The organism is Rhizobium sp. NZLR1b (assembly GCF_019685155.1).
Classification (GTDB): Bacteria; Pseudomonadota; Alphaproteobacteria; order Rhizobiales; family Rhizobiaceae; genus Rhizobium.
Window position 1 is genome coordinate 1 of record NZ_JABDWC010000028.1, and the last position, 17,531, is coordinate 17,531.

At 61.4% G+C, this 17,531-nt stretch carries 19 protein-coding genes and 1 pseudogene; 7 read left to right on the plus strand and 13 right to left on the minus strand.

Features of this window, described 5'->3' with window-relative positions:
* A pseudogene (locus HJB84_RS28350) lies at nucleotides 1-107 on the plus strand (IS110 family transposase); the annotation flags it as partial.
* Nucleotides 108-365: 258 nt separating this feature from the next.
* Here HJB84_RS28350 and HJB84_RS28355 read toward each other — a convergent pair.
* The 8 genes from HJB84_RS28355 to HJB84_RS28390 form a co-directional block, all read right to left on the minus strand.
* Complete coding sequence (locus tag HJB84_RS28355) at nucleotides 366-857, minus strand: F0F1 ATP synthase subunit B (RefSeq protein WP_207583132.1); 492 nt, start codon at nucleotides 855-857, stop codon at nucleotides 366-368.
* Between the two features lie 3 nt (nucleotides 858-860).
* The gene (locus HJB84_RS28360; RefSeq protein ID WP_207583131.1) at nucleotides 861-1,484 is read right to left on the minus strand and encodes a F0F1 ATP synthase subunit B; all 624 of its coding nucleotides are present in this window, start codon (nucleotides 1,482-1,484) and stop codon (nucleotides 861-863) included.
* 77 nt (nucleotides 1,485-1,561) lie between these two features.
* Nucleotides 1,562-1,789: a F0F1 ATP synthase subunit C gene (locus HJB84_RS28365; RefSeq protein ID WP_207583130.1), complete on the minus strand. Its 228-nt coding sequence runs from the start codon at nucleotides 1,787-1,789 to the stop codon at nucleotides 1,562-1,564.
* A gap of 68 nt (nucleotides 1,790-1,857) precedes the next feature.
* Nucleotides 1,858-2,610 (minus strand): F0F1 ATP synthase subunit A, encoded by a 753-nt coding sequence (locus tag HJB84_RS28370; RefSeq protein WP_207583129.1) that lies wholly within the window; start codon nucleotides 2,608-2,610, stop codon nucleotides 1,858-1,860.
* Between the two features lie 63 nt (nucleotides 2,611-2,673).
* Nucleotides 2,674-3,006 (minus strand): AtpZ/AtpI family protein, encoded by a 333-nt coding sequence (locus HJB84_RS28375; RefSeq protein ID WP_207583128.1) that lies wholly within the window; start codon nucleotides 3,004-3,006, stop codon nucleotides 2,674-2,676.
* A gap of 271 nt (nucleotides 3,007-3,277) precedes the next feature.
* A complete protein-coding gene (locus HJB84_RS28380; RefSeq protein ID WP_207583127.1) occupies nucleotides 3,278-4,471 on the minus strand; it encodes a cell wall hydrolase in 1,194 nt (397 codons plus the stop codon).
* Between the two features lie 351 nt (nucleotides 4,472-4,822).
* Complete coding sequence (locus tag HJB84_RS28385; RefSeq protein ID WP_207583126.1) at nucleotides 4,823-6,721, minus strand: potassium transporter Kup; 1,899 nt, start codon at nucleotides 6,719-6,721, stop codon at nucleotides 4,823-4,825.
* A gap of 18 nt (nucleotides 6,722-6,739) precedes the next feature.
* Nucleotides 6,740-7,717 (minus strand): magnesium transporter CorA family protein, encoded by a 978-nt coding sequence (locus tag HJB84_RS28390; RefSeq protein ID WP_207583125.1) that lies wholly within the window; start codon nucleotides 7,715-7,717, stop codon nucleotides 6,740-6,742.
* Here HJB84_RS28390 and HJB84_RS28395 point away from each other — a divergent pair.
* Nucleotides 7,710-8,192, plus strand: a complete 483-nt coding sequence (locus HJB84_RS28395) for a hypothetical protein (RefSeq protein ID WP_221117556.1) — start codon at nucleotides 7,710-7,712, stop codon at nucleotides 8,190-8,192. The two genes, HJB84_RS28390 and HJB84_RS28395, sit on opposite strands and share 8 nt — an antisense overlap.
* A gap of 2 nt (nucleotides 8,193-8,194) precedes the next feature.
* Here the strand turns inward: HJB84_RS28395 and HJB84_RS28400 are convergent, their stop codons facing one another.
* The 4 genes from HJB84_RS28400 to HJB84_RS28415 form a co-directional block, all read right to left on the minus strand.
* Nucleotides 8,195-9,376, minus strand: a complete 1,182-nt coding sequence (locus HJB84_RS28400) for an Mrp/NBP35 family ATP-binding protein (RefSeq protein WP_207583124.1) — start codon at nucleotides 9,374-9,376, stop codon at nucleotides 8,195-8,197.
* Nucleotides 9,377-9,400: 24 nt separating this feature from the next.
* A complete protein-coding gene (locus tag HJB84_RS28405) occupies nucleotides 9,401-9,757 on the minus strand; it encodes a hypothetical protein (protein WP_221117557.1) in 357 nt (118 codons plus the stop codon).
* 152 nt (nucleotides 9,758-9,909) lie between these two features.
* Nucleotides 9,910-10,644, minus strand: coding sequence for a LuxR family transcriptional regulator (locus HJB84_RS28410; protein WP_207583122.1), 735 nt, complete (start codon nucleotides 10,642-10,644; stop codon nucleotides 9,910-9,912).
* A 281-nt stretch (nucleotides 10,645-10,925) separates the two neighbouring features.
* The gene (locus tag HJB84_RS28415) at nucleotides 10,926-11,723 is read right to left on the minus strand and encodes an IclR family transcriptional regulator (protein WP_207583121.1); all 798 of its coding nucleotides are present in this window, start codon (nucleotides 11,721-11,723) and stop codon (nucleotides 10,926-10,928) included.
* 108 nt (nucleotides 11,724-11,831) lie between these two features.
* On the opposite strand from HJB84_RS28415, the gene HJB84_RS28420 reads away from it, so the two are divergent.
* The 5 genes from HJB84_RS28420 (at nucleotide 11,832) to HJB84_RS28440 (ending at nucleotide 15,887) form a co-directional block, all read left to right on the plus strand.
* Nucleotides 11,832-12,599, plus strand: coding sequence for an SDR family NAD(P)-dependent oxidoreductase (locus HJB84_RS28420; RefSeq protein ID WP_207583120.1), 768 nt, complete (start codon nucleotides 11,832-11,834; stop codon nucleotides 12,597-12,599).
* Nucleotides 12,599-13,513 (plus strand): 2-dehydro-3-deoxygalactonokinase, encoded by a 915-nt coding sequence (locus HJB84_RS28425; protein WP_207583119.1) that lies wholly within the window; start codon nucleotides 12,599-12,601, stop codon nucleotides 13,511-13,513. Before HJB84_RS28420 ends, HJB84_RS28425 begins: the two co-directional genes overlap by 1 nt.
* Nucleotides 13,514-13,526: 13 nt before the next feature.
* On the plus strand, nucleotides 13,527-14,159 hold the full coding sequence (locus HJB84_RS28430) for a 2-dehydro-3-deoxy-6-phosphogalactonate aldolase (RefSeq protein WP_221117558.1): 633 nt from the start codon (nucleotides 13,527-13,529) through the stop codon (nucleotides 14,157-14,159).
* A 4-nt stretch (nucleotides 14,160-14,163) separates the two neighbouring features.
* Nucleotides 14,164-15,051 carry an SMP-30/gluconolactonase/LRE family protein gene (locus HJB84_RS28435; protein ID WP_207583117.1) on the plus strand — a complete coding sequence of 296 codons (888 nt, stop codon included), beginning with the start codon at nucleotides 14,164-14,166 and terminating at the stop codon, nucleotides 15,049-15,051.
* 227 nt (nucleotides 15,052-15,278) lie between these two features.
* Complete coding sequence (locus tag HJB84_RS28440) at nucleotides 15,279-15,887, plus strand: PRC-barrel domain-containing protein (RefSeq protein ID WP_207583116.1); 609 nt, start codon at nucleotides 15,279-15,281, stop codon at nucleotides 15,885-15,887.
* A gap of 118 nt (nucleotides 15,888-16,005) precedes the next feature.
* Here HJB84_RS28440 and HJB84_RS28445 read toward each other — a convergent pair whose 3' ends face one another.
* Entirely contained in the window at nucleotides 16,006-17,370 is a 1,365-nt protein-coding gene (locus HJB84_RS28445) for an EAL domain-containing protein (protein WP_221117589.1), read from the minus strand.
* Between the last annotated feature and the right edge of the window lie 161 nt (nucleotides 17,371-17,531).

Consider the following 17,531-nt stretch of genomic DNA (forward strand, 5'->3'; position numbering starts at 1 on the left):
AGGGCAAACCGAAAATGGTCATCCGCATCGCGCTCGCCCGAAAACTCCTGGTCATTCTCAATGCAAAAGCACGAGATGCGCGAAGAGAATTCGAACATGCAACTTGACAGCCCAGATAGTCGCTCATCCACTGCCGGCACCTCTCCCCGCTCGCGGAGCGAAGGACAAGCCGCACCCGCTTCCTTAACCTCAAAGCCGCGTTTGGCACGTTCCCTCGCCTCGTTTACTGGTAGAGAGTTAGGGTGAGGAGCAGTCTTCGGCGCCAAGCCGACAGCCGTGGCGCACAGCTTGGGATAGATAAAAACGTCTGCCAACAAGAAAGGCCGGGACATGCCCGGCCTTCGATCTCAATCTTTTCGAAGCGCTCAGTTGAGCCGCGTCTTCACCTGGCCGACGGCATTGCCGAAGAGTTCGGACTGGACCTTGGCGTCGGCCTGCTTGGCAAGCACCGTTTCGGCGGCGGCGATTGCGAGATCGACGGCAGCGGAACGCACCGCCTTGATCGCCTCGGCCTCGGCCTGCTTGATCTTCTGCTCGGAAACCGCCGTGCGATTGGCGACGAATTCTTCCGTCTTCATCTTCGCCTCAGTGGTCAGCATTTCGGCTTCGCGCTCGGCAGCGGCTACGATGTGGGCAGCTTCGGCTTCCGCTTCCTTGCGCTTGCGCTGGTATTCGGCGAGCAGGTGCTGGGCCTCCTCGCGCAGGCGCTTGGCTTCGGCCAATTCGTTGCGAATCTGGTCGGCACGGTCGTCGAGCGACCTTGCCATCATGCCCGGAACCTTCAGATAAACCACCAGGGCCAGGAAGAGGACGAGGCCGACAAAGGCGAAGAAAGTCGCGTCAAAGGCAAATTCCATCGATCAAGCCTCCTTCTTGGCCGCCGCGACGGCAGCGGCAACATCGGCCTTGGCTACGGTGCCGCCGATCAGCTGATCGACCACGGCAGCCGCGGTTTCCTCGGCAATGGTGCCGACGTCGGCAAAGGCCTTGGCCTTGATCTCGCCGATGCGGAGCTCGGCAGCCTTGATCTTTTCCGACAGGCTCGCCTCGACAGCGCGGCGATCCTCTTCGGCCTTGGCCTTGGCGGCATCGCGTGCGGCAGCGCCGATCGCGTTGGATTTGGCGCGGGCAGCGGCCAGTTCACCTTCATAGGTCCGGACGGCAGCGTCGGCTTCCGCCTTCAGGCGGCCTGCTTCTTCCAGATCCTGGGAAAGGCGCGTGTGACGCTGATCGAGGATCGCCCCGATGCGCGGCGCGATGACCTTTTGCATGAGCAAATAGAAGACGCCGAACGTGATCACCAGCCAGAGCAGCTGAGACGCGAAGGTCGTCGAATCGAAAGGCGGGAAAGGGCCGCGGGCGTGTCCGCCTTCGGCAACACCGGTCTCGGTATGGACCTCGCCTGCGGCCGGAGCGGCATGCGCATCCGTACCCGTCGCTGCCGCCGGTGCTTCTTCAGCGTAAGCCGGGGTCACAAAAAACATTCTCACCTCCAGGTGGACTGCAAATGCAAAGGATCACGGCTTGCGGTCGCAGGCCGTGATCCATCTATTCGCCGATATCAGACGGCGAAGAGGAGGAGGAGAGCGATGAGCAGCGAGAAGATGCCCAGAGCTTCCGTAACGGCGAAACCGAATACCAGACGGCCGAACTGGGCGTCAGCGGCAGACGGATTGCGCAGTGCGCCGGAGAGGTAGCTGCCGAAAATATTGCCGAGGCCGAGAGCCGTACCGGCCATACCAAAGCAAGCCAGGCCTGCACCGATGTACTTTGCTGCTTCCGCTTCCATGTTGAACTCCTTTGAAATGGTTGTTGCGGCGAATGACTGACGCCCTCGAGACGTCGATGTCGTTATCCTTAGTGCCCGCCCGGATGGATTGCGTCGTTGAGGTACATGCAAGTCAGCACCGCGAAGACGTAAGCCTGAAGGAAGGCGACGAGGAACTCGAGACCGGTCAGGGCGACGGTCATGATGAGGGGAAGAACGGCGCCGCCGACACCGAGAGCACCCAGGGTTCCAAGCGAGGCGACGAAGCCTGCGAACACTTTGAGCGTGATGTGACCAGCGAGCATGTTGGCGAAAAGACGAACCGAGAGTGAAATCGGCCGCGACAGGAAGGAAATGATTTCAATCGTCACCACCAGCGGCAACAGCGCGACCGGCACGCCCTGCGGCACGAAGAGATTGAAGAAGCGGAAGCCGTGCTTATAAAAACCGTAGACGACGACGGTGCCGATGACGAGCAGGGCAAGGGCGAAGGTCACGATGATCTGGCTCGTCACCGTGAAGAAATACGGGAACATGCCAAGCAGGTTCGCCGTCAGCACGAACATGAAGAGCGAGAAGACCAGCGGGAAGAATTTCATTCCCTGCTTGCCCGCGCCTTCCTTCAGCATGTTGGCGATGAATTCATAGGACATTTCCGCGACCGACTGCGAACGGCCCGGCACGATGGCACGGTTTGAGGTCGCGAAATAAAGGAAGCCGACGGCAACGGCAGCGGAAGCGGCCATGAAGAGCGATGCATTGGTGAACGAAAAATCAATTCCGCCGATTTCGATCGGCACAATCTTCTGGATCAGGAACTGATGAGTCGGATCGTTAGACACCGCTTGTTCTCTCTCTTTGGCCCGCAGGACGCGGGGTCATTGCACTGGACCGGAACCCGGTCCCTATTTCTTGTCGTCGTCCAGGGGATGGGCCACCACCCCCGCAGAACGCAGCACGTTCAGAACGCCGGCACAGAATCCGAGAAGCAGAAGAACAATCATCCCCCAAGGCGCCGTGCCAACAAAACGGTCGAAGACATAGCCAAGGACGGCACCGACGACGATGGCGGAAATGAACTCGCTGGAAAGCTTCATCGCCTGGGCATAACCTTTGCGGCTTACCTCGGCACGGGCTTCCCTGGCCTCGTCCTTCCCCGTCTCGACACGCTTGGTCGCGAGTTTCGCTTCCAGTTGCGTACGGCGCTTTTCAAGACTTTCCTCGCGGTCGTCCGCCATGGATCTCTCCTCGCTTGCCCGTTGCCCGCACTCCCGCTACCCCGGTCATTCGGACCCCGGACGCGAAGGGTGAGACCCTTCCGGCCCGTTCTGAAGTCGCGCGCAACATAGTTTTAGGGATTAGCATAGTCAAGGCGTAGACAGCTTCTGTCCAGCGAGAAAATAATTTCATCGAATCAAAGAGATAAACCGATTTTGGGTCGATCGCTTAAATTCGATGGAAAGAATCCGCTTTTGAGCCCGGTAAATCAGCTTGTGCAGGCGATTTATCTCAGCTCCAGCCGCCGCCATAGGTGCGATAGAAGACGTGAAGACCGATGCGGCCGACCTTTTCCATGGTCTTTGCCCATTTCGGCCTAACATAGACGGCATGGTAATGAGTCGCCGAGCCCACCTGCGGCAGCCAGATTTTGCCGGCGGTCACCGCCATCGCCACATCGCGAGCCATCCGCCAGTGGTATTCCGAGTTCACCCGGTCCTTGATGCTGTCGCAGGCGAAGGAAAACTGGCAGCGGTTGCGCCAATCTTCGTTCTGGTAGACGACGCCGCAGATGGTTTTCGGATAGGAAGGGTTGCGGACGCGGTTGAGGATGACCTGGGCGACTGCCGCCTGGCCCTTCACCGATTCCCCACGCGCCTCGAAATAGATGCCGGAGGCAAGGCACTGCTGTTCGCGGGCGGAAAAGACGCTCGGCGCCAATATGCTTGCGGCCCAGGCATGGTCGCGCGGGCCGATCTCCGGAACGAAGCGGCCGCTGTCCTGCTCGGTCAGTATGGAATCGAAGGGCGACTGGCGGGAATAGTCGGGTGCGGCCGGCCCATAGGCAGTGGCAAGCACATCGGCCTTGTCGCTGGTGACGAGGCTTGCAAGCATCGCCGGCACGCCATCATCGGTCACCACCGGCAGCTTCTTATAGAAAGATGTGGCGATCTCGATTTCTTTGCCCTGGATCTTCGGCTTGACGAAGGCCGACCTGTCCTTGAGATCGAAGCTCGGGGTGAACAGCATCTTGGTGCGCTCGAGGATAGAGCCGGCGGAAAAGTCCTTCGGCGGCTGCATCCTCTCGACGGCGACGACGCGGCCCTTCTTGGTGGCGCGGTTGACGCGATCCTCGTCCGGCGTGTCCTCGTGGCCCTTGTCCTTGGCGGTGCCCTTGTCTTTGGCAGTGAAAGCAACCTTGCGGCCATCGGGAAGCACCATGCCGGCCCCTGACGAGATCGTGCCTGTCACCGTCGGGTCGGCGAAGGCAAGTTCGGCCTGATGGATGGAACCGGCCGGCGAATTGGTCAGCACCATGCGCCAGTTCCCACCCTCATGATCGAGGCCGGCAAGCATGGCGGCGAGATCGGCATGGGACGTGACGCTCGGGAAGATCAGCCAGCAGGCAAGCCCGAAGATCATCGGCGATACCCAGTTCTCGGGGAAAAGACGCAGCTTGCTACGGGAAGAGCTCTTTCGACGCAAAACCAACTCCGGCAATGGAACGCGGGATCATTCCATCGAAAATCTCTCATTAACCTTGACGTCGGGTTAACGGGCCGTACCGGAATGTGGCTATGGCCGAGGTCAGGCTTGCTCTCTCTTCCCCCAGCGGGGAGAAGGTGGCCCGAAGGGTCGGATGAGGGGGCCACACGGCACGCCCTTCATTGCGCGACGAGCATTCGCGGCTTTGCCGCTCACCCCCTCGTCTGCCTGCCGGCATCTTCTCCCCGCTGGGGAGAAGGGGAATCGTGGCACCGTCAAGCGTCGCCTGTGGAACGCCGCTTGTGCCTTGCTACCTGGCTCGCCACAGGAGAAACTAACAGCTCCCACCCATCAAATTATAACATGAGACCCCAGTTCCACCACGCGGTTGGCCGGCAGGCGGAAGTAGTCGGAGGGGTTGGCGGCGGCGTTGGCCAGCGCGATGTAGAGCCGGTCCTGCCAGTAAGGCATGCCCGACTTGGCGTCCGGCACCAGCTTGCGGCGGCCGAGATAGAAGGAGGTCGACATGATATCGAACTTCAGTCCCGTCTTGCGCAACGTCGCCAAGGCCTGCGAGACGTTCTGCGATTCCATGAAGCCGAAGAGCAGTTCGACGCGGGAGAAGCGCTCGGAAATCTGCTCGACTTTGTAGCGGTCCTGGCTTGGGACGCGCGGCTTGTTGACGGTGCGGATCGTCAGGATGACGTTGCGGTCGTGAAGCACATGGTTGTGCTTGAGATTGTGCAGCAAGGCGGCGGGGGCCGATTCCGGATCGCTGGTCAGGAAGATCGCGGTGCCCGGAACCTGGGCCGGCGAATGGTCGCTTTTGCGCTCGATCGAGCTTACGAAGGAGGCGAGCGGAATATCGGTGTGGCGGGTCTTTTCCATCAGGATCGCGGTGCCGCGGCGCCAGGTCCACATGACGACGGTAAAGGCCGTGGCGATCAGGATCGGGATATAGCCGCCGTCGTGGATCTTCAGAAGGTTGGCGCCGAGGAAGATCAATTCGAGCACGACCAGCGGCGCGAGCGCGATCACCGCAACCGGAAGCGACCAGTTCCAGCGGGCGCGAACGAATTCGAAGGCCATGATCGAGGTGACGACCATGGCACCGGTGACGGAGATGCCATAGGCGGTCGCCAGCGCGTCCGACGTCTTGAAACTCAGGACCAGGAAGATGACGCCGATGAACAGCACGGCATTGACCGAAGGAAGGAAGATCTGGCCGGTATTGGTTTCCGAGGTGAAGAGGATTTCCATGCGCGGCAGGAAGCCGAGGTTAATGCCCTGACGCACCAGCGAGAAGGCACCGGTGATGACGGCCTGGCTGGCAATGATCGTCGCGGCGGTCGCCAGGATGACGACCGGCAGCAGCGCCCATTGCGGAAACATCAGATAGAAGGGATCGGACATCGTCTCCGGCTTGCCGAGCACGAGGGCGCCCTGCCCGAGATAGTTCAGCGTCAGCGACGGAAACACCAGCGCAAACCAGGCCCATTGAATTGGCCGGCGGCCGAAATGGCCGAGATCGGCATAAAGCGCCTCGGCGCCCGTCACCGTCAGGAAGACGGCGCCAAGCACGACGACACCGTAGAAGCCCTCATGCAGCAGGAAGCTGACGGCATAATAGGGATTGAAGGCGGCGAGGATGCCGAAATCGTCCGAGATATGGGAAATGCCGGCGGCGGCGATGACGATGAACCAGACGGCGGTGATCGGGCCGAAGAACCTGGCGACGGCACCGGTGCCGCGCGATTGCACGACGAAAAGCAGCGCCAGGATCACCACCGAGATCGGCACGATATATTCCGAGAGCCTCGGTGTGACGAGCTTCAGGCCTTCGACGGCCGAAAGCACCGAAAGCGCCGGCGTGATCATCGCATCGCCGAGGAAGAGGGCAGCACCCATCAGGCCGAGCAGCATCAGTATGGCGGTATGGCCATTGGCGGTCTTCATCAGAAGGGCAAGCAGCGACAGCGTGCCGCCCTCCCCCTCGTTGTCGGCGCGCAGCAGGAAGAGCACATATTTGATGGTGACGATGATCGTCAGCGCCCAGATCATCAGCGAAATCAGGCTGATGACCTCGAAGCGGGTGAGGCCGTCATGGGCCACGGGCTTCAGCGCCTCGCGAAAGGCATAGAGCGGGCTGGTGCCGATATCGCCATAGACGACGCCGACGGAACCCAGCGTCAGATAGAACAGCTTTTTCGGCGTCATCTGGGATTCGTTCGGATGGCTCTCTTCAGACATGAAGTTGCAACAGGCTCCTCAGAGCCAGCCTTTCCAGCGAAAAAAGAAAAAGGGGATGACGGCGGAGACCACCATCAGAGCCAGCGAATAGGGATAACCCGCGGCCCAGGCCAGCTCCGGCATGACCTGAAAATTCATTCCATAGACGGAGGCGACCAGTGTCGGCGGCAAGAACACCACCGAGGCGATCGAGAAAATCTTGATGATCGAATTCTGCTCGATGTTGATCAGACCGAGCGACGCGTCGAGCAGGAAGGTGATGTTGCCTGCGACGAAGGAGGCATGCTCCGACAGCGACTGGATATCGCGCGAGACGGTGCGGCAGAGCTCCTTCGCCTCACGGTCCTGCTGGATCGCCGGGATCGTGTGAAAGAAGGTAAGCAGGCGGGAAAGCGAACCGAGGCTGTCGCGCACCTTGCTGATCATCCGGTGATGGCCGGCGATATCCCGCAACTTCTCCTCGAGGTAGTTCGAGGGCTTGCGCGTTTTCTTCGCCCGGTCGCCGAAGACATGCATCGACAGGATGTCGAGGCGCAAGATCGAAACCTCGAGGATTTCGGCGGTGCGGTCGACGATCGTCTCCAACAGCTTGGCGAGAAGGGCAGCACCGCTGCGCCAGTTTTCCGGCAGCCGGTGAAGGGCGGCGATGAACAGCGCAAAGGATTTTGGATGGGCGTAGCGGATGGTGACCAGCCGGTTTCCGGCCAGGATGAAGGCGACATCGGTCAGCGTCGGGGCCTCGGTATCAGCCTTCCAGAGAAGCGAGCCGGTCATGAAGACGGCATCGTTTTCGACATAGAGGCGGGCGGAAGGCTCGATATCCTTGAGGTCGTCACGGGTCGGAACCTCAATGCCGAGAACCTTCTCGACATAGAGTTCCTCGTCGCGGGTCGGCTCGATCATGTCGATCCATACGACATCCCCAGGAAAGGATGTGGCATGCGACAGATCGCGGATCTCGACCGACGTGCAATTGGAACAGTAAGCGGTGATCACCGGCAGCCTCTCCGATGCTCACGACGCTTCGCGGCCATTGCGCTTTTCATCGAAAGCCTTTCCATGCGGCCGCCAGCGCGGCAACGCGACGGTCGCTCGTGTGCGTCGCTCGAAGCGACAGCGGATCAAGAAAGTTCATACAACTCCGGCTGCATGCAACCTCAACGGCCAGCATGCGCATTGTGCTCCACCGCATCGCAGCTACCAATCCTTCGATCGACAAGACAACTCCGAACTTGCAGGCGAGGCGACCCTTCGAAAACGAAGATGGCCGTCATTGAGCATCTGCAGCAAACGCCATCATGGCGCCGCGGCATATGAAGCAAAGCCATGCAATAATCAAGACATCTTCCGTGATCCGCGGCTTTTCACCACGTTTCCCTCGCAATTTCGGGTATCCGCCGCGGTGATTCGAGGTTCGAAAGTCTCTGTTTTGCGCGCGCCTCGAGCTGCTGCACACTTTTTGATGGACTAGGCTTATTCGAAGACGATCGCCGGAGCAGGACGCTGCGGCTGGCCACTGACCTGTTCCCAGACCTTGGTGGCGATGCCGCGATAGATGCCGGCGACGACGCCATTCGGCTCGGAGGCGACGAGCGGCGTGCCGGCGTCGGAGGTTTCACGGATGTTCATCGTCAGCGGCACTTCGCCGAGGAAGGGCACGCCGATGCGCTCGGCCTCCTTGCGGGCCCCGCCATGGCCGAAGATGTCGTAGCGGGTGCCGGTATCGGGCGCGATGAAATAGCTCATGTTTTCGACGATGCCGAGCACAGGCACCTCGACCTTGCGGAACATGTTGAGGCCCTTGCGGGCATCGATCAACGCCAGATCCTGCGGCGTGGAGACGATGACGGCACCGGCAAGCGGCACCTGCTGGGCCATGGTCAGCTGCGCGTCGCCGGTGCCGGGCGGCATGTCGACAACGAGCACGTCGAGTTCACCCCAGGCGACTTCGCGCAGCATCTGCAGCAGTGCCGACTGGACCATCGGGCCACGCCAGATCATGGCCGTCTCCTCGTCGACGAGGAAACCCATCGACATGACCTTGAGGCCGTAATTCTCCATCGGATTGATGATGCGGCCGTCGATCTGCGTCGGACGGCCGGATATTTTTAAGAGCCGCGGCATCGAGGGACCGTAGATATCGGCATCGAGAATGCCGACACGGAGGCCATTGGCAAGCAGCCCGAGCGCCAGGTTGACGGCGGTGGTCGACTTGCCAACTCCCCCTTTACCCGAGGCGACGGCGATGATGGCGCCGATGCCGGGAACGCCGATCTTGCCGGCCCGCGGCGGCTGTTGCGGGGCATGGGCGTGGCCCCGGTGTTCATGTTGGTGATCATGTTGATGATCATGGCCGTGCGGCGGGTTCGGTACTGGGCGGGCAGCCGGAGCGGCGGCGGCGGCCTTCTTATCGGCGGTCAGTGTGACGAGCGCGCCCTTGACACCCGGCATTGCTTTGACGACGCGCTCAGCGGCGAGCCGCATAGGCTCCAGCTCCTTGGCGCGATCAGCCGGAACGGTGATGGAGAAATAGACCTTGCCGTCGGAGATGAAGACGTCGGAAACCATGCCGAGCTCGACGATATCGTGCTCGAGATCCGGTCCACGCACGGTCTTCAGCGTTTCGAGAACCTGTTCCTTGGTGACGTCGGTCATTCCACCCTCACTGCTTCTTCTCGATCACAGATAGTGGAGGCGGACGCCTTCGCCAAACAAAATCATCGCAGGGAAAATCGATTTGCCGGCCAGCAAAAAAAGCGCGGGGAGAATCGGCGATCCGTTGCGGCCATCAAGTCCGCCGGGCTTTCGCCCTGATGGCCGCAACGGTCTCCCCGAGAACCGGCGCAATCCGGGGCGAACTAGCGCAAGCCGACAAAAAGGCCAGAAAAAAACGAAGGGGAAAGGCCAGATCACCACAAGCTGCGATGCAAGCGGTGCCAAAACGCAACAACCGCCGCCGACACCGAAGGCTAGGGAAAGCGGCATCGGCGTCGGGCAGCGGCGTGTCGGCCGCGCCATTTGCTGGCGCTGGTCCAAGTCCCCTCTGGGCCTTTGGCAAAAGAGATGCAGAAAGCGTGCCAGACGGAAATCGGGCGGAAATGGCACAAAAGCGGCCTGAAGACGGCGACAACGGCAAGGAAATGCCCAAGCGCTGGGCGTCGGCGAAACCATGCCGTGCTTTTTGCAACTTATTTGATCAGGCCGATGCGCAGCGCCTTGGCAACCGCCTGGGTCCGGTTGACCGTGTCGAGCTTCTTGGTGGCGCGGTTGAGGTAGTGATTGACTGTGTGCTCGGAGAGAGTGAGGATTTCGGCGATTTCCGCACTGGTCTTGCCCGCCGCCGTCCAGTTGAGGCAGTCGATTTCCCGGTCGGTCAGCGTGTCCGTCATGCGCGTATCGAGGTTACGGATCTCGGCGAGCCTGTCGTAGACATGGATAGAGATGTAGCAGAGTTCACGCATCTCCGCCGGGCTGAAAGGCTCGCGGTCGCCGGTGAAAGAGATGGCGCCGCGCAGGCCGGATGGCTCATGCGTCGGAAAATAGGCGCCGCGCATCATCCTGAACCGTTCGAACAGCGTGGTGACGAGGCCGGACTTGCCGTCGTCCCGCGACCAGTTCTGGCGCGACATGTCGTAGGAGAAAGGCCGCGCCGATGTTCTGAGGCGTCTCAGAACCGGGCTGTTCACCAACAGGCCCTCCTGGTCGTAAAGGGCCAGAAACTCGGCCGGCCAGCTGGTGATGACGGTGCTGCCCTGGATATCCAGGGATGTGATCGGCGGCAGATTGAGAACCATGAAGGCGCGGCTGCGATAGGCTTCGGTCACGCGTTTCAGGAACCGGAAAATATCAAACTGGGTCTTCAGGCCGGCTATTTCGTTGATGTAGTCGTCGTCTTCCGGGGATGTTTGCGACAAGGGTGCCATCACATTTCTTCATCTTCGGCGCTGCGGCCGGTTCGATTGCATCGGAGAATGACGATCGCTTGGATCAAACGGAATCGGCCTCGGCATGCAGCGTTCGGCCGGCAAGTGGTTAATCGATTTCGCAGACTATTTGCAGTTGTCGTGATTCGCCGGCAAATCTCAATATCGCCCTCATCATAAGCATGCTCTCAGATCGCATTCGGCAAGGGGCGGAGGGCAATTTATTCTCCACTCCAACATGATGTCATCCGAATACCGCTCACACTTTTCGGCATCGTGCTCTAGCGGCGGGGGCCGAGCCGGATGCGCATGTCTTCCATGATCCTCCCAGCCGCCAACTGAACCGGAACGGCCCATTGACGCAGAAGTTCCATCGACAAGCGGTAGGCCGGGCCGGTGATCGAAATGCCGCCGACAAAGGTTCGGTCCTGCGACCAGACGGGTGCGGCAACGCAGCGGATGCCGGCTTCATGCTCCTCGCGGTCGAAAGCATAGCCCTGGTCGGCAATCTCGCGGATTTCGGCCAGCAGCGTTTCGGCTGAGACATGGGTCGAGGCGGTAAAGCTGGTGAAGCTCAGGCCGGTGAGGAGATCGACGAGGCTTTCGGCCGGAAGCAGCGAAAGCGCGGCCTTGCCGACACCGGTGCAGTAGCAGGGCGAGGCATTGCCGATCTGCGAATACATGCGCACCGGCTGACGGCCGTCGACCTTATCGAGATAGATGATCGACTGACCCCTGAGGACACCGAGATGCACCGTCTCACCGGTCGCCTGCTGCAGATCGGAAAGGTGCGGCTCGGCAATCAGCCGGAATTCGTTGCGCGCCCAGCTGCGCGCGGCGAAGTCGAGCAGGCGCAGGCCGGGCGCATAACGGCCGTCGCCATCAAGTTCAAGCAGGCCTTCCTCCAGCAGATGGCTCAGTTGGCGATGCAATGTGCCGCGCGGCTGGCCGGCAAGGGCCAGGATATCGGTGAAACGCAGCGGCGCATCCGCATGGGTGACGAGATCGAGCAGAACCATCAGTTTGCCGAGCGTGCCGGTCTCGCGTGCCCGTGCTGCGCTCTCGCCGTTTGAATTCATCGCCTCATCCACCCTTGACAGAAAGGCCAGCGTAAACCGATAATTCCATATAGTCAAATTAAGTTCCAAATAATGGAACGGCGGCAAACTCGGGAGGAGACGGTGACCATGATGCCAGCAGCACAATTTCCCGAGTTCAAAGAACGAGCCGTGCTGGTGACCGGCGGCGGATCGGGCATAGGTGCTGCGATCGTCGAAGGTTTCGCCCGCCAAGGCGCCAAGGTCGCGTTCATCGACATCGCCGAGGCGGCAGGCCGCGAGCTCGCCGAACGGCTATCGCGGGAGACGACCCATCCGGTCTCCTTCTACCATGCCGACCTGCGCGACATCGAGGCGATCCGGCGCACGGTCGACACCGTCGTCGCAAGTTCGGGGCCGATCCGGGTGCTGGTCAACAATGCCGCGTGGGACGACCGTCATGATTTCGACGCGGTAACCGAGGCCTATTGGGACAACAACCAGGCGGTCAACTTGCGGCATGTATTCTTCGCCTCGCAGGCGGTGGCGCCGTCGATGCGGGCGGCCGGCGGTGGGGCGATCATCAATATGTCGTCGATCGCCTTCAAACTGAACATGGGCGGCTTTCCCTCCTACGCGGCGGCGAAGGCTGCGGTCGTCGGGCTGACAAAGAGCATGGCGGGCAGGCTCGGGCCGGAGAACATCCGGGTCAACTGCATCCTGCCCGGCATGGTCGTCACCGAACGGCAGATGCAGCTCTGGCTGACGGAGGAGAGCATTGCGCGCTCCGTCGAGCAGCAGTGCCTGAAAATACCCCTCCAGGCCGACGCGATCGTCGGCCCCTGCCTGTTTCTTGCATCCGACTGTGCTGCGGGAATGACCGCCCAGTCCCTGATTGTCGATGGAGGCGTTCTGTAATGGCAAATCCCGCTTATGTCGCGGTGGACTGGGGCACCAGCAGTTTCCGGCTCTGGCTGATCGCCAGGGACGGCAGCATCCTTGCCGAGCGCCGAAGCGGCGAAGGCATGACGAGCGCTGTAAAAACCGGCTTTTCAGCCGTGCTATCAGGCCATCTCACCGCCGTCGAGGCGCCGGAAAACCTGCCGGTGATCGTCTGCGGCATGGCCGGCGCCCGGCAGGGCTGGGTCGAGGCCGGTTATATCGACGTGCCGGCCCCGCTCACCTCGATCCTGACCGCGGCAGTCTCCGTGCCTGGCGAAAGCCGCGACGTCCGCATCCTGCCGGGCCTTGCCCAGCGGGATAAGGCGACGCCCGACGTCATGCGCGGCGAGGAAACCCAGCTTCTCGGCGCACTCGATACCGCAAGCTCGGGCGCGCAGGCGGTCTGCATGCCCGGCACCCATTCGAAATGGGTGCATGTCAGGGATAGCAAGGTCACCGGCTTTTCGACCTTCATGACCGGCGAGCTGTTCGACGTCATCAGCAAACACACGATCCTTTCGCATGCGGTTGCCGGTGCGGGAGAGCAGCCGGCGGACACGGCGGCCTTCGAGGCGGCGGTATCGGCGGCCTTCCAGCGTCCAGCACTTGCCTCCAACCTGCTGTTTACCGCCCGCTCGGGCCAGCTTCTGCACGGCATATCTGCCGCTGCCGCGCAAGCCCGGCTTTCCGGCACGCTGATCGGTCTCGAAATCGCCGGCGCGCTGCAGGATGCCGCCAACTCAGACATCACCCTCGTCGCTTCCGGACGCCTGCAGGCGCTCTACGAACAGGCGTTCAGAACACTCTCCCTTACCTTCACCGCCATCGATGCGGACGCCGCCGTGCGCCGCGGGCTTTCGGCCGCTGCCGAAACCATCTGGCCGAATTGAGAAAGCTGACACGATGAACCGTATCCCCTTCCCCGACATGAAGCGCCCGCTGATCGCCATCCTTCGCGGCATCCGGCCTGACGAGATCGAGAGCATCGTCGGCGCCTTGATCGATAATGGCTTGACGGCGATCGAGATCCCGCTCAACTCGCCGGAGCCGTTCAAATCCATCGAGATCGCCGCGAAGATGGCGCCGGCCGAGGTGCTGATCGGCGCCGGCACGGTGCTGACGGTCGAGGCGGTCGACAGCCTGCATGCCGCCGGCGGTAAGCTGCTGGTCACACCGAATGTCGAGCCCGAGGTGATCATCCGGGCCCGCGACTACGGCATGGTGACGATGCCGGGTGTGTTTACGCCGACCGAGGCGCTGGCCGCCGCGCGCGCCGGCGCCACCGGTCTCAAATTCTTTCCGGCCAGCGTGCTCGGTCCATCCGGCATCACGGCGATCCGGGCCATCCTGCCGCCGGAACTGGTGATTGCCGCCGTCGGCGGCGTATCGGACAAGAATTTCGGCGATTACACCAAGGCTGGCATCTTCTCCTTCGGCCTCGGCACCAGCCTCTACAAGCCGGGAATGACCGCGGCAGAGGTTGCCGAGCGCGCCAAGGCGACCATTTACGCCTATGATGCAGCCATTGGAGCGTGAACGTATGACCGATATCTACGAGTTCGAGGGCAAGACCCTTTGCAACACCAATTCCGTTCTCGGCGAAGGCCCGACCTATGATCCGGACAGCAATACCGTCTGGTGGTTCAACATCCTCGGCAAGGAACTGCACGAGCTCAATCTTTCGACGAGCGCGAAAAAGGTGCATCCGCTGCCTGCCATGGCCAGCGTGCTTGCCCGTATCGACGCCGGACGGCAGCTGATCGCGACCGAAGAAGGGCTTTTCGTCCGCGATGTGGCCAGCGGCGGCCTCACCTTCTACGCTGCGCTCGAAAACGACAGGCCGGAAAACCGTTCGAACGACGGCCGCACCCATCCCTCCGGTGCGCTCTGGATCGGCACGATGAGCAAGCGGGCGGAAAACCAGGCCGGCGCCATCTATCATGTCGCTAGCGGCAAGGTGACGAAGATCTTCAACGGCATCAGCATCCCGAATTCGATCTGCTTCTCGCCTGACGGCACGATCGGCTATTATACGGATTCGCGCCTCAACCGGCTGATGCGCGTCATGGTCGATCCGCAGACCGGCCTGCCCTCGGGCGAACCGATCGTACTGGTCGACAGCGCCAACGAGCCCGGCGATATCGACGGCTCGGTGGTCGATGCCGACGGGTATATCTGGAATTCGCGCTGGGGCGCCGGCGTCGTCGACCGTTACAATCCCGATGGCCTGCGCATCTCGCGCTACAAGGTTCCCGCCGTCCAGCCCTCTTGCCCTGCCTTCATCGGCGTCAACGCCGATCGGCTGGCGGTAACGACCGCCTGGGAGGGGCTGGACGAGGATGCCCGTTCTGCGCAGCCCAGCGCCGGCGCGCTGCTGGAACTCGGCATCGACGTCAAAGGCGTGTTCGATCCGGTCTATGTGATCTGAACATCGGATCATCTGAATTTGCTTGCCAGAGGCGCTCCCGACCGGGGCGCCTTTTCTCATTTCGGCTGCCGCCTCTTGAGAAATGTTCCGTGAAAATCGAGAAATTTTCCGTGTTTTCAACCGGAACCAATCGGCGCACCAGTCATTTTACCTTCGAACCGGCGCGGCAATGACACAGATATTGCCGGGTCAGCGACTACTCCAGGAAAAATGAAGGTAGGTTCGAAATGACACGCAAACTCTTGACGACCGTTGCCGCTGGCGCACTGTTTGCCACGGCTTTCGCACCGGCGGCATTCTCGCAGGCGGCCCCGCAACCGGCGGATCCAGCCGCTCCGACGCAGGCAGCGCCTGCCGATCCGACAGCCCCGAAGCCGCCGATCACCCCTGATGTCACCAAGCCCGCAGGCGATGCCGCACAGGCTCCTGCCGCAGCACCGACGGCAGACACGGCTCAGGCCGGTTATATCACGGAGCAGGCTCCGGACCAGGTCAGCGCCAACACCTATATCGGCCAGTCGGTCTATAACGGCAAAAATGAAAGCATCGGCAGCGTCAACGATCTGATCCTCAAGAAGGACGGCGGCTTCGTTGCGGCGATCATCGGCGTCGGCGGCTTCCTCGGCATCGGCGAAAAGAATGTCGCCGTGCCGATGGAAAAAATCACCGTCGCTCAGAACACCCAGGACGGCAGCGTCAAGCTGACGACTAGCGAAACGGCTGAATCGCTGAAGGCCGCACCTGAGTTCAAGACGCTGGCCATGCAGTCAGCTGAAAAGGCCCCGGCGGCGACCGGTACCGATACCACGGCCACCGGCTCGACGACCGCCAAGTGAGCCAGGGCCAGCTAAACTCGGGCCAAATACACTACTTGGCCCAAGTACCCGCGAGGGTCGTATAGCGTAGGCGATGGTGCTCCTATGGGCGCCATCGTTTTTTTTGCTGTGGCATCGCTTAAGCGCTAACACGCTCGACCATGGCCGGATCGTAATAGTTCTCGTGCAGGAAGCGCAGCGTGGCGATACCGTCGGCCGGACGGCCGAAATGGTAGCCCTGGCCCATGCCGCAGCCCAGCGTGCGCAACTTCACCGCTTCGGCATAATCCTCGATGCCCTCAGCCACGACTTCCAGTTCCAGGCCCTCGCACATGGTCAGGATCGCCTTGACGATGTGTTCGGAGGCGCGGTCGGAGTTGATGCGGGAGACGAAGGCACGGTCGATCTTGATCTTGTCGAAGATGAAGTCGCGCAGGCGCCCGAGGCTCGACTGGCCGGTGCCGAAATCGTCAAGCGAAATGCGCACACCGGCGGCGCGCAAATCGGCGATGATGCGGTGGGCGGTATCGGCCGAACTCATCACCGCGGTCTCGGTGATCTCCAGCTCCAGACGATGCGGATCGAAGCCGACGCGGCCGAGGATCGACAGGACGCTGCTGCTCGTGCCCGGATCCATCAGCTGGGCCGAGGAAAGATTGAACGACAGGAAGAGTTCGCGCGGCCAGGAAAGGGCGGCTTCGGCGGCTTTGCGCAGCAGCGCCTCCGACAGCGCATCGATAAAGCCGCGCTCTTCGGCCAGCGGCACGAAGACGCCGGGCGAGACGAAGCCGAGATCCGGATCGTTCCAGCGGGCGAGCGCTTCGAAGCCGACGACCTGATTGTTGGAGAGCGAGACGATCGGCTGGAAATGCACGTCGATCACGTCGGTGATGATGGCGTTTCTGAGCGCCTGCTCCAGCTGCGTTGCGCGCTTCATTTCCTGAGCGATCTCGCGCGAATAGACGGTGACCTGGCCGCGGCCGCGGCGCTTGGAACGGTAGAGTGCGGTTTCGGCGCTCTTCAGCAGTTCCTCGCAATCTTCTCCGGCGAACGGGTAGATGGCAAAGCCGAGGGAGGCTGAGAGACGGACGTTGCGGTCGCCGAGGTCATAGGGGGCCGATAGCACCTCGCGGATCATCTGGCCAAATTTCTCGGCACTCGCCCGCTCGAAAATCAGCGGCAGCACGAAGGCGAATTCATCTCCGTCATGGCGGGTAACCAGCGCGCCATCAGGAATACAGGCCCTCAGGCGATGGGCGACCTGGCACAGGATTTCATCGCCGGCTGTCGAGCCGAAGAGATCGTTGATCGGCTTGAAACTGTCGAGATTGGCGATGCCGATGGTGAAGGGGGCCGGATCGCTGGCGCGCTCCGAAGAGATCTGCAAGACCTTGTCCCGCATGCGATTGCGGTTTCCCAATCCGGTCAGCGGATCGCTATAGGCCATTGCCTGAAGCTCATTCTGACCGACGGTCGAGAAGGCCATTTCCGCCGATTTCATTATCCACCCGAGCTTTCCCGCGCCACGCAGAGAATGACCGGCATATCTTAACAATTCGATAGTAGATCGGCAGCCCTTGCCGCTCGGACCCTCCGAAATCCAGGGAGTTAACGGCTATTTCCGGGACTAAACACCTAGAGGGTGATGCCGAAAAGTGTGAGCGG